The organism is Pseudomonas sp. MDT1-17, from assembly GCF_054898105.1.
Genome location: NZ_JBUBVM010000001.1, coordinates 2478241 through 2496493, shown reverse-complemented (window position 1 = coordinate 2496493; position 18253 = coordinate 2478241). Strand labels below are relative to the sequence as shown.

Genomic DNA, 18253 nt, shown 5'->3' with positions numbered 1-18253 from the left:
GAACTCTCATGCCTCTGACTCGCAAAGCCTACCGCGCCGCCATTCTGCACAGCATCGCCGACCCCGCTGAAGTGGGTATCGAAGCCTCGTATGAGTATTTCGAGGACGGTTTGCTGGTGGTCGATAACGGCCAGATCAGCGCCGTTGGCCACGCCAGCGAATTGCTGCCGACTCTGCCGGCCGACATCGAAATCACCCATTACCAGGATGCGTTGATCACCCCAGGCTTCATCGACACCCACATTCACTTGCCGCAAACCGGCATGGTCGGTGCCTATGGCGAGCAGTTGCTGGACTGGCTCAACACTTACACCTTCCCTTGCGAAAGCCAGTTCGCCGACAAGGCTCATGCCGACGAAGTCGCGGGCATTTTCATCAAGGAACTGCTGCGCAACGGCACCACCACCGCGCTGGTGTTCGGCAGCGTGCATCCACAATCGGTGAATTCGTTCTTCGAGGCCGCCGAGCAGCTGGACCTGCGGATGATCGCCGGTAAGGTGATGATGGACCGCAACGCCCCGGACTACCTGACCGACACTGCCGAATCCAGCTATGTCGAAAGCAAGGCGCTGATCGAACGCTGGCACGGCAAGGGTCGACTGCACTACGCGGTCACCCCGCGCTTCGCCCCGACCAGCACCCCGGAACAACTGACCCTCGCCGGCCAATTGCTCGGTGAATACCCAGACCTGTACATGCAGACCCACATCAGCGAAAACCTCAAGGAAGTCGAGTGGGTCAAGGAACTGTTTCCGGAGCGCAAGGGCTACCTGGACGTCTACGACCACTACAAACTGCTCGGCGAGCGCTCGGTATTCGCCCACGGCGTGCACCTGTGCGACGACGAGTGTGCGCGGCTGGCGGAAACCGGCTCGGCGATCGCCTTCTGCCCGACTTCGAACTTCTTCCTCGGCAGCGGCCTGTTCAACCTGCCTATGGCTGAGAAGCACAAATTGAATGTTGGGTTGGGCACAGACGTCGGTGGCGGCACCAGTTTCTCGCTGCTGCAGACCTTGAACGAAGCTTACAAGGTCATGCAGATGCAAGGTGCGCGACTGAGCCCGTTCAAGTCGCTGTACCTGGCGACCCTCGGCGGTGCCCGCGCGTTGCGCCTGGAAGACAAGATCGGCACCCTGCAACCGGGCACCGACGCCGACTTCCTGGTACTGGACTACAACGCCACGCCGCTGCTGAGCTATCGCTTGAAGCAGGCCAATAACATTGCCGAAACGTTGTTCGTATTGATGACGCTGGGGGATGACCGGACGGTGTTGCAGACGTATGCGGCGGGGAATCAGGTGCATCAGCGCTAAGATTTTCCAGGCATAAAAAATCCCCCGCAGCTATACAGCCCGGGGGATTTGTTTTGCCTGTCCTATCGCCTTCGCGAGCAAGCCCGCTCCCACAGTTGATCTCTGGTAGACACAGGATTTGCATTCACAACAAAACCCTGTGGGAGCGGGCTTGCTCGCGAAGGGCGCGCCGCGGTATTTCAGAGCTTCGCGGTCGAGCGACCTGGCTTCTTGGTCTGCAACAAATGCGAGAACACCGCATGCAAATCATCCGACGCGCTTTCTTCATCGAGGTTGAGTTTGCTGTCGATGTGATCCATGTGATGCATCATCAGGTCCACCGCCAGCTCAGCGTTGCGCGCTTCGATGGCGTCGATCAGCTGGGTGTGCTCATCGTAGGAACAGTGGGAACGATTGCCGCTTTCGTACTGGGCAATGATCAACGAAGTCTGGGACACCAGGCTGCGCTGGAAGCTGATCAGCGGCGCGTTTTTCGCCGCTTCGGCCAGCTTCAAGTGAAACTCGCCCGACAGACGGATGCCGGCACCGCGATCGCCACGGGAGAAGCTGTCGCGCTCGTCGTCGACCATCTGCCGCAATTCAGCGATCTGCTCGGCAGTGGCGTGCTGCACCGCCAGTTCAGTGATCGCCCGCTCCACCAGACGACGTGCGAGGAACACCTGACGAGCCTCTTCGACACTCGGGCTGGCGACGACAGCGCCACGGTTCGGACGCAGCAGCACGACACCTTCATGGGCCAGGCGCGACAGCGCGCGGCGAATAATGGTGCGACTGACCCCGAAAATTTCCCCCAGCGCTTCTTCGCTCAACTTGGTGCCGGGCGCCAGACGCTGTTCGAGAATGGCCTCGAAGATATGCGCGTAGACAATATCGTCCTGGGTACCGATACGGCCGGCTTTGCCTGCTCGCGGTTGTTTCTTTAGGGGTTGCAACTGTTCGTTCATGGGCACTCGAGTCGGAAGAACTGCGGCGAATTGACCGTGACTGTAATACGGCACAGTGGGTCGCTGGCAAGTATCGCGTAAAAAACACTGCGATTGTACACAATGGAGGGTGGCAACACGACTGTACGGCTGTTTGCGGACTCGGCTGTATTGCAACGCCTGGTTACTTTTGAGTTTAGGCTTGAACCCAGAATCCTGTAGGAGCTGTCGAGTGAAACGAGGCTGCGATCTTTTGATCTTAGAAAATCAACATCAAAAGATCGCAGCCTCGTTTCACTCGACAGCTCCTACATTGGAAGACTTCACTTCGGAACATCTTCATACGTAAAAAGGAACACCGCGGTCATGAACGACGCCACGCACACGCAACTCCGTCCTTTGGCCGATACGTCGCCTTCGGCGATCGTCGCCGGATTCATCGCGATGATGACCGGTTACACCAGCTCGCTGGTCCTGATGTTCCAGGCCGGGCAAGCGGCGGGTCTGACCAGCGGGCAGATTTCGTCGTGGATCTGGGCGATTTCCATTGGCATGGCAGTGTGCTCGATTGGCCTGTCTTTGCGCTATCGAACCCCCATCACGATTGCTTGGTCGACCCCCGGCGCAGCGTTGCTGATCACCAGTCTGGGCGGCGTGACGTACGGCGAAGCCATTGGTGCCTACATAACCTGCGCGGTACTGGTGACCCTTTGTGGCCTGACCGGCAGCTTTGAACGGTTGGTGAAAAAGATTCCAGCGTCATTGGCCGCAGCTTTGCTGGCGGGAATTCTGTTCAAGATCGGCAGCGAAATCTTCGTCGCCGCCCAGCATCGCACTGCGTTGGTACTGGGGATGTTCTTCACTTACCTGGTGGTCAAACGCCTGTCACCGCGTTATGCCGTACTGGCCGCGCTGTTGATCGGCACGGCGCTGTCAGGGTTCATGGGGCTGCTGGATTTCAGCGGTTTCCATCTGGAAGTGGCGACGCCAGTCTGGACCACACCGCACTTCTCGCTGGCCGCGACCATCAGCATTGGCATCCCGCTGTTTGTCGTGGCAATGACGTCGCAGAACATGCCGGGCATCGCCGTGCTGCGTGCTGACGGTTATACCGTGCCGGCCTCGCCGCTGATCACCACCACCGGCATCGCCTCGTTACTGCTGGCGCCGTTCGGTTCCCACGGAATCAACCTCGCGGCCATCAGTGCGGCGATTTGCACCGGGCCGCATGCCCATGAGGATCGTAACAAGCGTTACACGGCGGCCGTCTGGTGCGGGATTTTCTACGGGATCGCCGGGGTGTTCGGCGCGACGCTGGCGGCGCTGTTTGCCGCGCTGCCGAAAGAGTTGGTGCTGTCGATTGCCGCGCTGGCGTTGTTCGGCTCGATCATCAATGGCCTGAGCATTGCCATGAGCGAAGTGAAGGAACGTGAAGCGGCGCTGATTACCTTTATGGTCACGGCGTCGGGGCTGACGCTGTTTTCCATTGGTTCGGCGTTCTGGGGGATTGTGGCGGGGGTGTTGACGCTGGTGATTTTGAATTGGCGTAAAAGCTGAAAGATCGCAGCCTCGTTTCACTCGACAGCTGCTACAGAGTGAAACGAGGCTGCGATATCTTAATCTTTTGGGCATAAAAAAACGGCGACCCTTGGGTCGCCGTTTTTTAGAACATCAAGCTACCGGATTGATCGGCTTTTCCGGGTACCAGACGTCGATCAGCGGGCTGACGGTTGCTTCAGTCAGTTCGCTGCGGCCTTTGAGCCAGGCTTCAACAGCGGCACGCTGCTCTTCGGACACCGAGCCACGCTTCTGCAGGCAAACCAGACCGAAGTCGTCGCCGCCAACATAGCCCAGACCGTTGGCTTCCATGGCTTCTTTCAGGAACGCGTCGAGGAAAGCATCAATGGCTTCATCAGCCAAATCTTCTTTGAAATCCAGGTTCAGTTCGAAACCCAGCTCTTGAAATTCATCGACGCACAGTTTTTTGCGCAGACGCTGGGAACGGTTAGTCGCCATTGGAACAATCCTCATAAGTAATAACGGGCGGCACTTTAGCAGTTTAAGGCGCCGATTGCCCGTCTCTCTGGGTTGCAGGCCCTACCGTCGGTAAAAAAATAGCGGATTAGACGACCAGGGTACGGCACAAGCCGCTACACCTTGGGGCATAATGCCGACACTTTCATGACCGCTGAGGGAATTTATCTTCATGCCCTCGTCTTTTTTCCCCTCGGCTGTAGGGTTTTATTTCACATGATCAAATCTTTGCGTCCATTGTTACTGGCCGGTTTTCTGCTCCCGCTGGCCTTCTCTGTTTGCGCCGCTCCGATCAACACCGCGCTGTCGCCCAACGTTGAAAAAGCCCTCAAGGCCAGCAAGATGCAGGACAACGCCCTGTCGCTGGTGATGATCCCGCTCAATGGCCCTGGCACCCCAACCATTTTCAACGCTGACGTCTCCGTCAATCCGGCCTCGACCATGAAACTGGTCACCACTTACGCGGCGCTGGAAATGCTCGGCCCGAACCACCAGTGGAAAACCGAGTTTTACACCGACGGCATCCTCAGCGGCGGCATCCTCAACGGTAACCTCTACCTCAAGGGTGGCGGCGATCCGAAGCTGAACATGGAAAAACTCTGGTTGCTGATGCGAGACCTGCGCGCCAATGGCGTGACGCAAATCACCGGCGACCTGGTGCTGGACCGCAGTTTCTTCGTACAACCGCAACTGCCCCAGTTCAACGACGATGGCAATGACGACAACAAACCGTTCCTGGTCAAACCCGATTCACTGCTGGTCAACCTCAAGGCCCTGCGTTTTGTGGCGCGTAACGACAACGGCAGGGTTCTGATTTCGGTAGAACCGCCGATTGCCAAGATTCGCATCGAAAACCTGGTCAAAGCCGTCAACTCCAAGCAATGCACCGGTGGCGTGCGTTACAACCCGGTGACCCAGGCCGATGGCAGCGTCACCGTAACGGTCGGCGGCCAGTTGGGCGAGGGCTGCAGCTCCCAGACTTATCTGTCGCTGCTCGACCACGCGACCTACACCGCGGGCGCCGTGCGGGCGATCTGGAAAGAACTGGGCGGCAGCATTCAGGGCGTGGACCGTCTGGCGCCAACGCCCAAAGACGCCAAGGTCCTGGCTCGGGCCTTCTCGCCGGACCTGGCGGAAATCATCCGCGACATCAACAAATACAGTAACAACACCATGGCCCAGCAGCTGTTCCTGAGTCTGGGTCAGAAATTCCGCACCGACGCTGATGGCGATGACGCCAAAGCCGCACAGCGTGTGGTCCGTCAGTGGCTGGCGAAGAAAGGCATCACGGCGCCGCACCTGGTGATGGAGAACGGCTCCGGCCTGTCCCGCGCCGAACGCGTCAGTGCCCGGGAAATGGCCGCGATGCTGCAAGCCGCATGGCGCAGCCCTTATTCCGCCGAGTTCATCAGTTCGATGCCGATTGCCGGCACCGACGGCACCATGCGCAAACGCCTGAAGACCACAGCGATGCGCGGTGAAGCTCACGTCAAGACCGGCACCCTGAACACCGTGCGCGCCATTTCGGGTTACAGCCGCGACATCAACGGCAATACCTGGGCGGTGGTGGCGATCCTCAACGACAAGGCACCGTTTGGCGCCTCTTCGGTGTTGGATCAGGTGCTGCTGGACCTGTACCGCCAGCCGAAACTGCCGGAAACGGCTTCGGTACTCTAACCTTTAAAATCAAAAGATCGCAGCCTTCGGCAGCTCCTACAGGTGTACACATGACCCCGTAGGAGCTGCCGAAGGCTGCGATCTTTTCAATTCACCGCAGAATCGCCTAGTTCATCTCCCCTTCTACCCGATCCCGTCCCGCCTGTTTCGCCGCATACACCCCCGAATCCGCCCGCAGCAGCAGCGCATCCGCGCCCTCCCCGACTCGCCAACTGGCAATCCCGAAACTTGCGGTCACTGTCCCGACGCCTTCGATCGGCGAACTGCGCAACCCTTGCCATAGCTGCAAGGCCAGGACATTCGCATGCTCGCCGTTGATGTCCGGGCAAAGCACCATGAACTCCTCGCCACCCAGGCGACAGAACACGTCGGTGCGCCGCAGCCGATGGCCGATACGTTCGCACACAATCTGTAACACCCGATCGCCGACAGCGTGGCCATGCTGGTCATTGATACGTTTGAAGTGGTCGATATCGAGCATGATCACTGACAGTTCGCCGCCACCGCGCTCGACCCGGGCCATTTCGGTGGTCAGGCGTTCCTGGAAATAGCGGCGGTTGTGGATCCCGGTCAGCGAGTCAGTGATCGACAGCGCGCGCAATTCTTCTTGCACCCGCTTGAGGTCGGAGATGTCCGAGATGTAGCCATGCCAGAGCACGCCGCCACCGGGCAGTTCCTCCGGCGTCGCCTCGCCACGAACCCAGCGCAGGCCGCGCAGGGGCAGCAGCACGCGGTATTCCTCGCGCCAAGGGCTGAGGGTGTCCGCCGACGCCCGGATCGAGGCGCGAACTCGGGTGGTGTCCTGCGGATGAATCCGCGTGAAAATCGCTTCGGCGTTGAGCAACAGCACATCCGGCTCAAGTTCGTAGATCTCGCGAATGCCGTCGCTGGCGTAGATCACGCTGAAGCGCCCATCGAACTCCATCTTGAACTGGTAGATCCCGCCGGGCACATGAGCGCTGAGTTTCTTCAGCAACAAGTCCCGTGCCGCCAGGGCCTCGTGGACCCGCTTGCGCTCGGTGATGTCGATACAGATCGCCAAGTGCCCGACCCACAGGTCTTGCTCGTCGAGTACCGGGGTCGCGAGCATGTTCACCGTCAAATGGCTGCCGTCGCTACGTAGCAGCGTCCATTCCCGCGCTTCGTGACCGCCCTCCTCGCCGCCCTCGACCAACATCGCCTGACAGGTCGGAATCGGCTTGCCATAGCGCGCACTCAACTCCGCCGAGCGGGCGAGGAGCTCCCGGGGCAGGTGCAGGTTCTCCAGGGTCATGTGGCCCACCACCTCAGCATTGGTGTAGCCGAGCATGTGCTCTGCACCGGCATTAAAGGTGCTGATGACCCCGCGCAAGTCAGTGGCGATGATCGCCACCTGGGTCGCGGCATTCAGCACGCCGCGCAACTGGCCATGGGTGCCGCGCAACTCCTGCTCGCGGGCGCGCAGTTCCTGGGTTCGTTGCTCGACCATTTTCAGCGCCCGTTGACGCTGACTGACCAGCACATAGAGCAAGGCACTGAGCAACAGACTGAGCAAGCCACCAAGCACCATTAGGCTGGTCACTGGAGAGTGGTTGGCTTTCAGGAAGGCATCGCTGGGCTTGATGTCGACTTGATAGTCATGGTCCGCAAGCCGCAGCAGCCGGGTCGCGGCCAACTCACTGCGGGCCGGCGTATTGGGGGACTCATAAAGCACTTCGTGCTGATCGTCTGTGGATAAGTCGAGGATGCGCACCGATAGGTAGTCACGGCCCGCCTCCGGCAGCCCGTCCGCGAGCAACTGGCGCATGCTGATCACGGCCATGACATAACCGAACGGTTTCAACTCCGTCGTTGCCGGGTTATTGCGCAGCAGCACCGGCGCGACCAGCAGCACGCCACGCGCATAGGCCGGCTCGATATTGACCAGATGCATCGGCTGCGATACCGCCATGCCGCCATGCTGATCTGCCCGTTCAAGGGTGGAACGGCGCAAGGGTTGAACCAACAAGTCATAGCCCAGTGGTGAGCCAAGCTTGCTTTGGGTCTGGCTATAAAGCACCGCCACGTACTCATTCCGTTCGGCCGCCAGTTGCAGCTGGCCGTCGGCATTGAGTTCCCGCAGGGTGAAGTCGGGTAAACCCTGTGCACGCACCTGGCGTTCAAATTCCGCTCGTTCGGCGCGGGTTATCCGTTTGGCGAAGGTATAGGCCTGAGTCCGGTGCAGCAGCGGTTGGGTGTAACCGTCGAACTCCTCGCGGGAGACCGAATCGGAATTGGCAAAGAACCGGCGCAGGCCATCGAGGCGCTGCTCCTGATCTTCGAAACGTTCTTCGATACGGCTGTAACGTTCACTGGCCAGCAGTTGGAAACGTTGCCGCAATTGATGGTGAAACAGATTCAGCGTCGACCACGCCAGCAATCCCGTGAGAATTGCGCCGACGACCAATACCAGCAGCGTGACCAACCAGGCCGAAGCATCTTCACTGATAAAACCCAGGATCTTCGGGCGCACGGCGTGCAACGACATAGACGCAACTCAAAACGCCAGGTGCGGGAAAGCCCATTGGCCATGCGTTGAGTTATAGCTATTAGCCATCAATTTGACCAGTACAGAAAGAAGCCAAGAGCCTTTGAAAATCAAGGCTCTGTGGATCCAATGCAGGAAGTGTCAACGGGCCGTGATTTTCCAGGCACGGTGGATTTTGCCATTACGGGCGAAATCCGGATCGATGGTCTGGGCGGTGATTTCCTCGACCGCGTAACGCTCGGTGAGGTTTTCCTCGAGCTGGAACTTGCGGAAGTTGTTGGAGAAGTACAACACGCCGCCCGGTGCCAAACGCGCCATGGCCAGATCGATCAATTGCACCTGGTCGCGCTGCACGTCGAAGATCCCTTCCATACGCTTGGAGTTGGAGAAGGTCGGCGGATCGATGAAGATCAGGTCGTACTCGTCACGGCAGGCGTCGAGCCAGGCCATTACATCGCCCTGCTCCAGACGGTTCTTGTCAGAGAAACCGTTCAGCGACAGGTTGCGACGCGCCCAGTCCAGATAGGTTTTCGACAAGTCGACGCTGGTGGTGCTGCGTGCGCCGCCCTTGGCTGCGTGAACACTGGCGGTCGCGGTGTAGCTATACAGGTTGAGGAAGCGCTTACCTTCGGCCTCTTTCTGGATGCGCATGCGCATCGGCCGGTGGTCGAGGAACAACCCGGTGTCGAGGTAATCCGTGAGGTTCACCAGCAGCTTCACGCCACCTTCGTTGACCTCGACGAACTTGCCCTGTGCCGCTTGGCGTTCGTACTGTTTGGTGCCGCTCTGACGCTCGCGACGCTTGACCACCACGCGACTCTTGTCGATATTCAGGGCCTGCGGAATCGCGGCCAGGGCATCGAACATACGCGCCGAGGCTTTTTCCGGATCGATGGATTTCGGCGCGGCGTATTCCTGGACATGCACCCAATCCTGATACAGGTCGATGGCCATGGAGTACTCCGGCATGTCGGCATCGTAGACGCGGTAGCAGTCGATGCCTTCACGCTTGACCCACTTGCCGAGGGCCTTGAGGTTCTTTTGCAGACGGTTGGCAAACATCTGCCCGCCTTCGCTCAAGCGCGGCTGCTCGATTACCACCGGTGCCGGTTTGATCGGATTACCGTTCTTGTTGTACTTCTCGTACTTGCCCGGTGCCACATCGTTGTCGGCGACTTCGACTTCGGCTTGCTCGCGCTCGACCTGACGCTGTTCCGGAGTGCGACGCTCGCCGGTGACGAACTGGTCCGGCGTGACTTTGATCAGCAGCAATTTGCACGGCAAGGCGCCGTTCCAGAACGAATACTGTTTGTGGCTGCGGATGCCCATGCGCTTGCCCAAGTCCGGGGCGCCGGTGAATACCGCCGCTTCCCAGTTCAAGCAGGCCTGACGCAGACGTTCGCCGAGGTTCTGGTAGAGATAGAGCAAGCTCGCTTCGTCACCCAGACGCTCGCCGTACGGCGGGTTGCAGATCACCAGACCTTTCTGGTTCTGGTCCGGACGTGGCTCAAACGTGCCAACTTCGCCCTGGTAGATCTTGATCCACTCGCTCAGGCCGGCACGTTCAACGTTGTTGCGGCCCGGTTGAATCAGGCGCGGATCGGCTTCGTAACCGCGAATCCACAGCGGTGGCTTGGCCAGGCCGGCGGCGCAACGCTCGGTGGCTTCTTCGTGGAGTTTTTTCCACAGCGCCGGGACGTGACCGAGCCAGGCGGTGAAGCCCCACTGCTCGCGGCGCAGGTTCGGCGCCATGTCGGCGGCGATCATCGCCGCTTCCACCAGGAACGTACCGACACCGCACATCGGGTCAGCCAGCGCGCCGCCATCGGCCGCAATGCGAGGCCAGCCGGAACGGATCAGGATCGCTGCCGCGAGGTTTTCCTTCAGCGGCGCCGCGCCCTGCTGCAAGCGATAGCCGCGCTGATGCAGGCTGTGGCCGGAGAGGTCGAGGGAGAGAATCGCTTCGCCGCGATCCAGGCGCAGGTGAATGCGCAGGTCCGGGTTGAGCTTGTCGATGGAGGGACGGTCGCCCTGCGGTGTGCGCAGTTTGTCGACGATGGCGTCCTTGACCTTCAAGGCACCGAAATGGGTGTTGTCGATGCCCGAGCCGTGACCGCTGAACTCGACGGCCAGGGTTCCGTCATTGAGCATGTGGTCTTGCCACTCGATATCGAGCACGCCGTGATAGAGGTCTTCAGCGTCTTTCATCGGGAAACGCTTGAGCACCAGCAGCACCCGGTTCGCCAGACGCGACCACAGGCACAGGCGATAAGCGGTTTCCATGGTTGCCATGCCGCGCACGGCAGAGGTGTGCTCACGCGCTTCTTCAAGGCCAAGCCCGACGGCTTCCTCGATGAGCAGGCCTTCAAGGCCTTTTGGGCAAGTGAGGAAGATTTCGAATTGATCGGACATTGGAATTTCAGAGCCTTTGGCTAAGTGAACCGACAACGCATTGCCGGCCCGGTTTTCAATCAGGCGCTTTTCTAAAAGAGCGCCCGCGTGGCACGAAGGTGTGCCGTTCCACCCTTGCTGCTCGGGTTAAAAGAGCTTAGATGCAAAGGCAGATAAAAAAGTTGATGCAACAAAATGTCATAAGTCGACCCTTCGTCGAATAGTTCCCCTGCTCAACAGGAGGCATTCTCACTTAGGTATTTAATCCATCATGCAGCGCAGGGCCGATCATACCGGGGTTTTGTCAATAAACACGGGACAACATCGTGTTACTTATGGCCATACCACCTTAATAGTTACGTCCTTATGACAAAACGATCATTCCCTCGATGTGACGCATTGGTTAGAACTCAACACAGGTTGACGCCGCAATGACGTCAACACCTTGGCTCGCGACGCCGGCAGCGAGCCCCAACGGCAGGAGTTTTTCTGCCAGACCTCAATTGAGGTCGACGCGATAAATACAGTCAACAAGTGAGGGCAACACCCTATGAGAAGACTTAAGCGTGATCCGTTGGAAAGAGCATTTTTGCGCGGATATCAATATGGCGTTGGTGGCAAATCCCGTGAGCTTTGCCCATTTACTCTACCGTCGGTACGCCAAGCCTGGATTAACGGCTGGCGAGAAGGACGCGGCGACAACTGGGACGGTATGACCGGCACTGCGGGAATCCATAGACTCAACGAACTTCACGCCGTCGGCTAATTACAGGGCTTAACACACTCCGACACGACAATCTGATGACTGAATGACTTAACCACGCACGCCCCATCCGGGCGGCGGGCTTCGGCCCAGGGGCTCCTTCGAGGAGCCCTTTTTTATGCCTGCAAAAACTCACCTCGAGCTGCAAACACATTCCCTGTGGGAGCGGGCTTGCTCGCGAAAGCGTTGTTTCAGTCAGCATCATCTTTGAAGGTTAAATCGCTTTCGCGAGCAAGCCCGCTCCCACAGGGGTTAGCGCAATGCTGCGATGGCGTCTACGGATTCACGAATCAACGCCGGCCCTTTATAGATGAAGCCGGAATAGAGCTGCACCAGGCTCGCCCCCGCAGCGATTTTCTCAGCCGCGTGCTTGCCTTCGGTAATGCCGCCCACGGCGATGATCGGCAAGCGACCGGCCAACTCGGCCGCCAGCACCTTCACGGTGTGAGTGCTCTTGTCGCGAACCGGCGCGCCGGACAGACCGCCCGCCTCCTCGCCGTGCTGCATGCCTTCAACGCCGACGCGGCTCAATGTGGTATTGGTGGCGATCACCGCGTCCATCCCGGTTTCGATCAGAGCTTGCGCGACCTCAGCGGTTTCTTCGTCGGTCATGTCCGGCGCTATCTTGATCGCCAGTGGGACATGTTTGCCGTGGCGCAGCGCCAGTTCAGCGCGGCGCGTAGCCAGGTCCGCCAACAATTGCTTCAGCGAATCGCCGAACTGCAGGCTACGCAGGCCCGGGGTATTCGGCGAGCTGACGTTGACCGTCACGTAGCTGGCGTGGGCGTAGACCTTGTCCAGACAGATCAGGTAGTCGTCGACCGCCCGCTCAACCGGGGTATCGAAGTTTTTGCCGATATTGATACCCAGCACGCCCTTGTACTTGGCCGCCGCCACTCGGGCCAGCAGGTGATCGACGCCGAGGTTGTTGAACCCCATGCGGTTGATGATCGCCTCGGCATCCGGCAGACGGAAAATTCGTGGCTTGGGGTTGCCTGGTTGCGGACGCGGGGTGATGGTGCCGATTTCGACAAAACCAAAACCCAGTTGCGCAAAACCGTCGATGGCCGCGCCGTTCTTGTCCAGACCGGCCGCCAGACCTACCGGGTTCGGGAAATCCAGGCCCATGACGGTCACCGGCATTTTCGCCGGCGCCTTGCACAGCAAGCCGTTAAGGCCCAAACGCCCGCCCGCGCCGATCAGGTCCAGGGACAGATCGTGGGAGGTTTCCGGGGAAAGTTTGAACAACAGCTGACGGGCCAGGGTGTACATGGGCGGGTTTGACTCTGGGCTACGAAAAGTGGCGGCGATTATAGCCGGGCATCGAGGTTGCAGGCGAGGCGCGCGACAAAATCAGTGAGCGATGGCATATGCCTTGCACCGTCACAGGCATATGCACTCATGCCAACGGCGGGATGAGTGGAAGGACAATGGCGTCGTCACCTGGCTTTGCTTGCGCGAGGGACTGGGACGACGCTTTTTTTTGGAAGGTGTTTAGCCATGAATGAAACCACAGCGGGCCCTCTGGCCTGGGTCAACGGCAGCGATGCCCCGGAAAAGACCGAAATCAACCTCGGCTTCATGGCCCTGAGTGACTGCGCCTCCGTGGTGGTCGCCGCCACGCAGGGCTTCGCCCAACCTTATGGCCTGACCCTGAATCTCAAGCGTCAGTCGTCCTGGGCCAACCTGCGGGACAAACTGGTCAGTGGCGAACTCGACGCCGCCCATAGCCTGTACGGTTTGATCTACGCCGTGCATTTGGGCATCGGCGGTGTCGCGTCGACCGACATGGCGGTGCTGATGGGCCTGAATCAGAATGGCCAAAGCATCAATCTCTCCCATGGCTTACAGGCCCTGGGCGTGACCAGTCCTGAAGCACTCGACCGCCACGTGCACCAAAGTCGCCCAAAACTCACATTCGCCCAGACATTTCCTACGGGCACTCACGCCATGTGGCTGTATTACTGGCTCGCGAGTCAGGGTATCCATCCGCTGCAGGACGTCAACAGCGTGGTGGTGCCGCCGCCGCAAATGGTCGCGCACCTGCAAGCCGGACGCATTAATGGCTTCTGCGTCGGCGAGCCATGGTCCGCCAGTGCGGTGCAGCAGAACCTGGGGTTCACGATGGCCACCACCCAGACCATCTGGCCCAATCATCCGGAAAAGGTCCTCGGTTGCACCCGCGCGTTTGTCGAGCAATACCCCAACACCGCCCGGGCGCTGGTGATGGCGATCCTCGAAGCCAGCCGCTTCATCGAACAAAGCACGGAAAATCGCTGCAGCACTGCGAAGCTGTTGAGTGCGCCCGAATACCTCGACGCGCCACTCGACTGCATCGCGCCGAGGCTGCTCGGTGACTACGCCGATGGCCTCGGTAATCGTTGGCAGGATCCGCACTCCCTGCGTTTCCATGCGGACGGCGAGGTCAACCTGCCTTATTTGTCCGACGGCATGTGGTTCATGACCCAGTTCCGCCGCTGGGGTTTGTTGCGCGATGACCCGGACTACCTCGGCGTGGCCCGTCAGGTCCAGCAACTAGACTTGTATCGAGAGGCCGCCACGGCGGTGGGTGTCGCCACCCCCGATCAGGCAATGCGCAGCAGCCAGTTGATCGACGGCAAGGTCTGGGACGGCTCGGACCCCACCGGCTATGCCCGCAGTTTCAAGCTGCACGCCATGAGCGACAGCTCGCCCCTTCTCGCCAGCCGCTGACAGGAGACTGCGAATATGTTGCGTATCCTGCTGATCAACGACACCGCGAAGAAAGTCGGTCGCCTGAAGGCGGCGCTGACCGAAGCCGGGTTCGAGGTGATCGACGAGTCGGGCCTGACCATCGACCTGCCTGCACGCGTCGAAACGGTGCGTCCGGATGTGATTTTGATCGATACCGAGTCACCGAGCCGCGATGTGATGGAGCAAGTGGTGCTGGTGAGCCGCGACCAACCGCGGCCGATTGTGATGTTTACCGATGAACATGACCCCGATGTGATGCGTCAGGCGATCAAGTCCGGGGTCAGTGCCTACATCGTCGAAGGCATCCACGCACAGCGCTTGCAGCCGATTCTCGACGTCGCCATGGCACGCTTTGAAAGCGACCAGGCCCTGCGCGCCCAACTCAACGCCCGCGACCAGCAACTGGCCGAGCGCAAGCGCATCGAGCTGGCCAAAGGGCTGTTGATGAAAATGAAGGACTGCAACGAGGAAGAGGCCTACACCCTGATGCGCCGCCAGGCGATGAGTCGGCAGCAGAAGCTGATTCAGGTGGCGGAACAGATCATCGCGATGAGCGAGTTGCTCGGCTGAGGTTTTGTGGTGCCGTTGAAGGCCCCTTCGCGAGCAAGCCCGCTCCCACAGGTTTTGTGTACACCAAAGATCCATGTGGGAGCGGGCTTGCTCGCGAATGGCCGCAACTCGGTTTTCGCCTGTTGGCACAGATCTCGCTAAGTAATCGCTACAGGTAACCAACGGCGGTTGCCCCACCTACGACAAAGACGTCGCTCACCTCATTTGCCCATGGCGAATCCGGTGGCGGCGTTTTTTTGTTTTGGCCCCAGAGACCGGGGCCGGTGGTGCGGCCGATGCGGCGCCCCACCTGCAAGCTCATGACTCCTTCTCGAGACTCCTAACAGCTGAGGTGCGCGATGAATTCAAGCTTCTGGAAATCCGGCCATACCCCGACATTGTTCGCGGCCTTCCTCTATTTCGACCTGAGCTTCATGGTTTGGTACGTGCTCGGCCCACTGGCGGTGCAAATCGCCGCCGACTTGCACCTGACCACCCAACAGCGCGGGCTGGTGGTGGCCACGCCAATTCTGGCCGGGGCCGTATTGCGCTTTGTAATGGGCTTGCTGGCTGATCGCCTGTCGCCAAAAACCGCCGGGCTGATTGGCCAGGTGATCGTCATCTGCGCCCTGTTCGTCGCTTGGAAACACGGCATTCACAGCTACGAGCAAGCGCTGCTGCTGGGCCTGTTCCTCGGCATGGCCGGCGCGTCCTTCGCCGTCGCCCTGCCGCTGGCGTCACAATGGTATCCGCCAAAACACCAAGGCAAAGCCTTGGGCATCGCCGGTGCTGGTAACTCGGGCACCGTACTCGCGGCACTGATCGCCCCGGTACTGGCCGCTGCATTTGGTTGGAGCAACGTGTTCGGCTTCGCCCTGATCCCGCTGATTCTGACCATCATCGTCTTCGCCTGGCTGGCCAAAAACGCGCCTGAGCGGCCGAAAGCCAAGTCCATGTCCGACTACTTCAAGGCCTTGGGCGACCGCGACAGCTGGTGGTTCATGTTTTTCTACAGCGTGACCTTCGGCGGCTTCATCGGCCTGGCCAGCGCTCTGCCCGGCTATTTCAACGACCAATATGGCCTCAGCCCGGTGACCGCCGGCTATTACACCGCAGCCTGCGTGTTCGGCGGCAGTTTGATGCGTCCGTTGGGCGGCGCTCTGGCAGATCGCTTCGGCGGGATTCGCACGCTATTGGGGATGTACACGGTGGCGGCAGTCTGCATCGCCGCGGTCGGTTTCAACTTGCCGAGTTCCTACGCAGCATTGGCACTTTTCGTGTGCACCATGCTCGGTTTGGGTGCGGGTAACGGCGCGGTATTCCAGTTGGTTCCGCAGCGTTTTCGTCGGGAGATCGGCGTAATGACCGGACTGATCGGCATGGCCGGCGGCATTGGTGGTTTCGCCCTCGCGGCAGGCATGGGCGCGATCAAGCAAAGCACTGGCAGCTATCAGTTGGCGCTGTGGTTGTTCGCCAGCCTCGGCGTCCTCGCCTGGTTCGGTCTGCACGGCGTAAAACGTCGCTGGAGAACCACTTGGGGTTCGGCTGCCGTCACCGCTGCCCGGGTGTGAGGGCTGAATGAGCCTGCAACTGAGTTTTGCCGAAGCCAGCGCCATCGGCCCTCGCGAGGAGAATCAGGACGCCCTGCGCCTGGTGACCCCGGCCCCGGCGCTGGCAGCGAGCAAGGGTTACCTCTTCGCCATCGCCGATGGCGTCAGCCAGTGCGCCGACGGTGGCCTCGCCGCCCGCTCGACGTTGCAGGCCCTGGCGCTGGATTACTACGCCACACCGGAAACCTGGGGCGTCGCTCAAGCGCTGGATCGCCTGCTACTGGCGCAAAATCGCTGGCTACAGGCCAACGGCGGTGGGCAACCGCTACTGACCACTGTCAGTGCTTTGGTCATGCGCGGTAGGCGTTTTACCCTGGCCCATGTCGGCGATTGCCGGGTTTATCGCTGGCACGCCGATCAGTTGCAGCGGGTCAGCGAGGATCACGTCTGGGACCAACCGGGCATGCAGCATGTGCTCAAGCGGGCGCTCGGGCTCGATCAGCATTTGGTGCTGGATTTTCTCGATGGCGAACTGCGCCTTAATGAGAGCTTCGTGCTGCTCAGCGACGGCATCTGGGCCGTGCTGGGCGACACCGCGATTGCCGCGATTCTGCGCGATCAGCCAGATCTGAACAGCGCGGCGCAGACCTTGGTCAACGCGGCGCATCTGGCCGGCAGCCAGGATAACGCCAGCGCCTTGCTGGTGCGGGTCGATGCCCTCGGTGAAACGAGTATCGGCGATGCGTTGATTCATTTGCAGCAATGGCCGCTGCCGCCAGCACTGAAACCGGGTCAGACGTTCGAGGGTTGGCAAGTCGAAGGCATACTCGCTCAGAGCCAGCAGTCGTTGCTCTATCGGGTACGCGACGGGCAACAACAACCCTGGCTGCTGAAAACCTTGCCCGGTGCGCTGCGCGACGATCACTTGGCCGGGCAAGCATTGCTGTCGGAAGAATGGTTTCTCAAACGCGTGGCCGGCCGGCATTTCCCTGAAGTCCATGCCGCCAGTCAGCGTCAGCATTTGTACTACGTGATGCGCGAATATTCCGGATCTACGTTGGCTGCGTTGCACGCAGATGTCGGACCGCTGCCTCTGCCCCAATGGCAGGATCTGGCCGAACGCCTGTTGCGAGCGGTTGGCATGCTGCATAGACGGCAGATTCTCCATCGCGATATCAAACCGGAGAACCTGCTGCTGGGGGACGACGGCGAATTACGCCTACTGGACTTCGGCCTCGCCTACTGCCCCGGCCTGTCCGAAGATCAGCCTTCTGCCCTGCCCGGAACGCCCAGCTATATCGCGCCGGAAGCCTTTCGCGGGGAAACACCGACACCGCAACAGGACCTGTATGCCGTCGGCGTGACCTTGTACTTCCTGCTCACCGGGCATTATCCCTACGGCGAAATCGAAGCTTTCCAGCGCCCCCGGTTCGGAATTCCTGTCAGTGCCAGTCGCTATCGACCCGACCTGCCGGAATGGATCGCGCAAAGTCTGGAGCGCGCCGTGGCGGTGGATCCGGGTCAGCGATTTGAAACGGCGGAAGAATGGTTGCTGCTGCTGGAACAGGGTGAGCGACACAGCTTGAGCGTGCGACCCAGACCGTTGCTTGAGCGCGAGCCATTGAAGGTCTGGCGGACCTTGGCGCTGGCGTCATTGCTGGTGAATCTGGTGCTGCTGGTTGTGGCGCTCCATTAATGGGCAAGGCGCTTTGATTCGGTGCAATAAATCACACCCTTCGATTTGAGACCGCGCCAAAACCCAACAAATCCGGGCCCCTGAAGAACTTGGCACAACCACTGCATTACCTCTCTCA

General features: G+C 59.9%; 13 protein-coding genes. 8 read left to right on the top strand and 5 right to left on the bottom strand.

Going from position 1 to position 18253, the window contains the following annotated elements; translation table 11 throughout:
• Window positions 1-8 precede the first annotated feature (8 nt).
• Window positions 9-1313, top strand: coding sequence for a guanine deaminase (gene guaD, locus ACYZTX_RS11550; protein WP_462034150.1), 1305 nt, complete (start codon window positions 9-11; stop codon window positions 1311-1313).
• A gap of 179 nt (window positions 1314-1492) precedes the next feature.
• Here guaD and ACYZTX_RS11545 read toward each other — a convergent pair whose 3' ends face one another.
• On the bottom strand, window positions 1493-2257 hold the full coding sequence (locus ACYZTX_RS11545; RefSeq protein ID WP_462034149.1) for a GntR family transcriptional regulator: 765 nt from the start codon (window positions 2255-2257) through the stop codon (window positions 1493-1495).
• 345 nt (window positions 2258-2602) lie between these two features.
• On the opposite strand from ACYZTX_RS11545, the gene ACYZTX_RS11540 reads away from it, so the two are divergent.
• A complete protein-coding gene (locus ACYZTX_RS11540; RefSeq protein ID WP_462034148.1) occupies window positions 2603-3793 on the top strand; it encodes a benzoate/H(+) symporter BenE family transporter in 1191 nt (396 codons plus the stop codon).
• A gap of 114 nt (window positions 3794-3907) precedes the next feature.
• Here ACYZTX_RS11540 and ACYZTX_RS11535 read toward each other — a convergent pair whose 3' ends face one another.
• Window positions 3908-4252: a YggL family protein gene (locus ACYZTX_RS11535; protein WP_007896965.1), complete on the bottom strand. Its 345-nt coding sequence runs from the start codon at window positions 4250-4252 to the stop codon at window positions 3908-3910.
• A gap of 234 nt (window positions 4253-4486) precedes the next feature.
• Here ACYZTX_RS11535 and dacB point away from each other — a divergent pair, with 234 nt between their 5' ends.
• On the top strand, window positions 4487-5947 hold the full coding sequence (dacB, locus tag ACYZTX_RS11530) for a D-alanyl-D-alanine carboxypeptidase/D-alanyl-D-alanine endopeptidase (protein ID WP_462034147.1): 1461 nt from the start codon (window positions 4487-4489) through the stop codon (window positions 5945-5947).
• A gap of 106 nt (window positions 5948-6053) precedes the next feature.
• Here dacB and ACYZTX_RS11525 read toward each other — a convergent pair whose 3' ends face one another.
• The gene (locus ACYZTX_RS11525; RefSeq protein WP_462034146.1) at window positions 6054-8453 is read right to left on the bottom strand and encodes a sensor domain-containing diguanylate cyclase; all 2400 of its coding nucleotides are present in this window, start codon (window positions 8451-8453) and stop codon (window positions 6054-6056) included.
• A gap of 141 nt (window positions 8454-8594) precedes the next feature.
• Window positions 8595-10865, bottom strand: a complete 2271-nt coding sequence (gene rlmKL, locus ACYZTX_RS11520; protein ID WP_462034145.1) for a bifunctional 23S rRNA (guanine(2069)-N(7))-methyltransferase RlmK/23S rRNA (guanine(2445)-N(2))-methyltransferase RlmL — start codon at window positions 10863-10865, stop codon at window positions 8595-8597.
• Window positions 10866-11394: 529 nt separating this feature from the next.
• Here rlmKL and rmf point away from each other — a divergent pair.
• The gene (gene rmf, locus ACYZTX_RS11515; protein WP_003223300.1) at window positions 11395-11610 is read left to right on the top strand and encodes a ribosome modulation factor; all 216 of its coding nucleotides are present in this window, start codon (window positions 11395-11397) and stop codon (window positions 11608-11610) included.
• Between the two features lie 249 nt (window positions 11611-11859).
• Here rmf and ACYZTX_RS11510 read toward each other — a convergent pair whose 3' ends face one another.
• Window positions 11860-12879: a quinone-dependent dihydroorotate dehydrogenase gene (locus ACYZTX_RS11510; RefSeq protein ID WP_462034144.1), complete on the bottom strand. Its 1020-nt coding sequence runs from the start codon at window positions 12877-12879 to the stop codon at window positions 11860-11862.
• Window positions 12880-13107: 228 nt separating this feature from the next.
• Here ACYZTX_RS11510 and ACYZTX_RS11505 point away from each other — a divergent pair, with 228 nt between their 5' ends.
• The 4 genes from ACYZTX_RS11505 (at window position 13108) to ACYZTX_RS11490 (ending at window position 18135) form a co-directional block, all read left to right on the top strand.
• Window positions 13108-14319 carry a CmpA/NrtA family ABC transporter substrate-binding protein gene (locus ACYZTX_RS11505; RefSeq protein WP_462034143.1) on the top strand — a complete coding sequence of 404 codons (1212 nt, stop codon included), beginning with the start codon at window positions 13108-13110 and terminating at the stop codon, window positions 14317-14319.
• Between the two features lie 15 nt (window positions 14320-14334).
• Window positions 14335-14910 (top strand): ANTAR domain-containing response regulator, encoded by a 576-nt coding sequence (locus tag ACYZTX_RS11500; RefSeq protein ID WP_008146285.1) that lies wholly within the window; start codon window positions 14335-14337, stop codon window positions 14908-14910.
• Between the two features lie 338 nt (window positions 14911-15248).
• Window positions 15249-16460, top strand: a complete 1212-nt coding sequence (locus ACYZTX_RS11495) for a nitrate/nitrite transporter (protein WP_462034142.1) — start codon at window positions 15249-15251, stop codon at window positions 16458-16460.
• A gap of 7 nt (window positions 16461-16467) precedes the next feature.
• Window positions 16468-18135, top strand: coding sequence for a protein kinase domain-containing protein (locus tag ACYZTX_RS11490; RefSeq protein WP_462034141.1), 1668 nt, complete (start codon window positions 16468-16470; stop codon window positions 18133-18135).
• Window positions 18136-18253 lie beyond the last annotated feature (118 nt).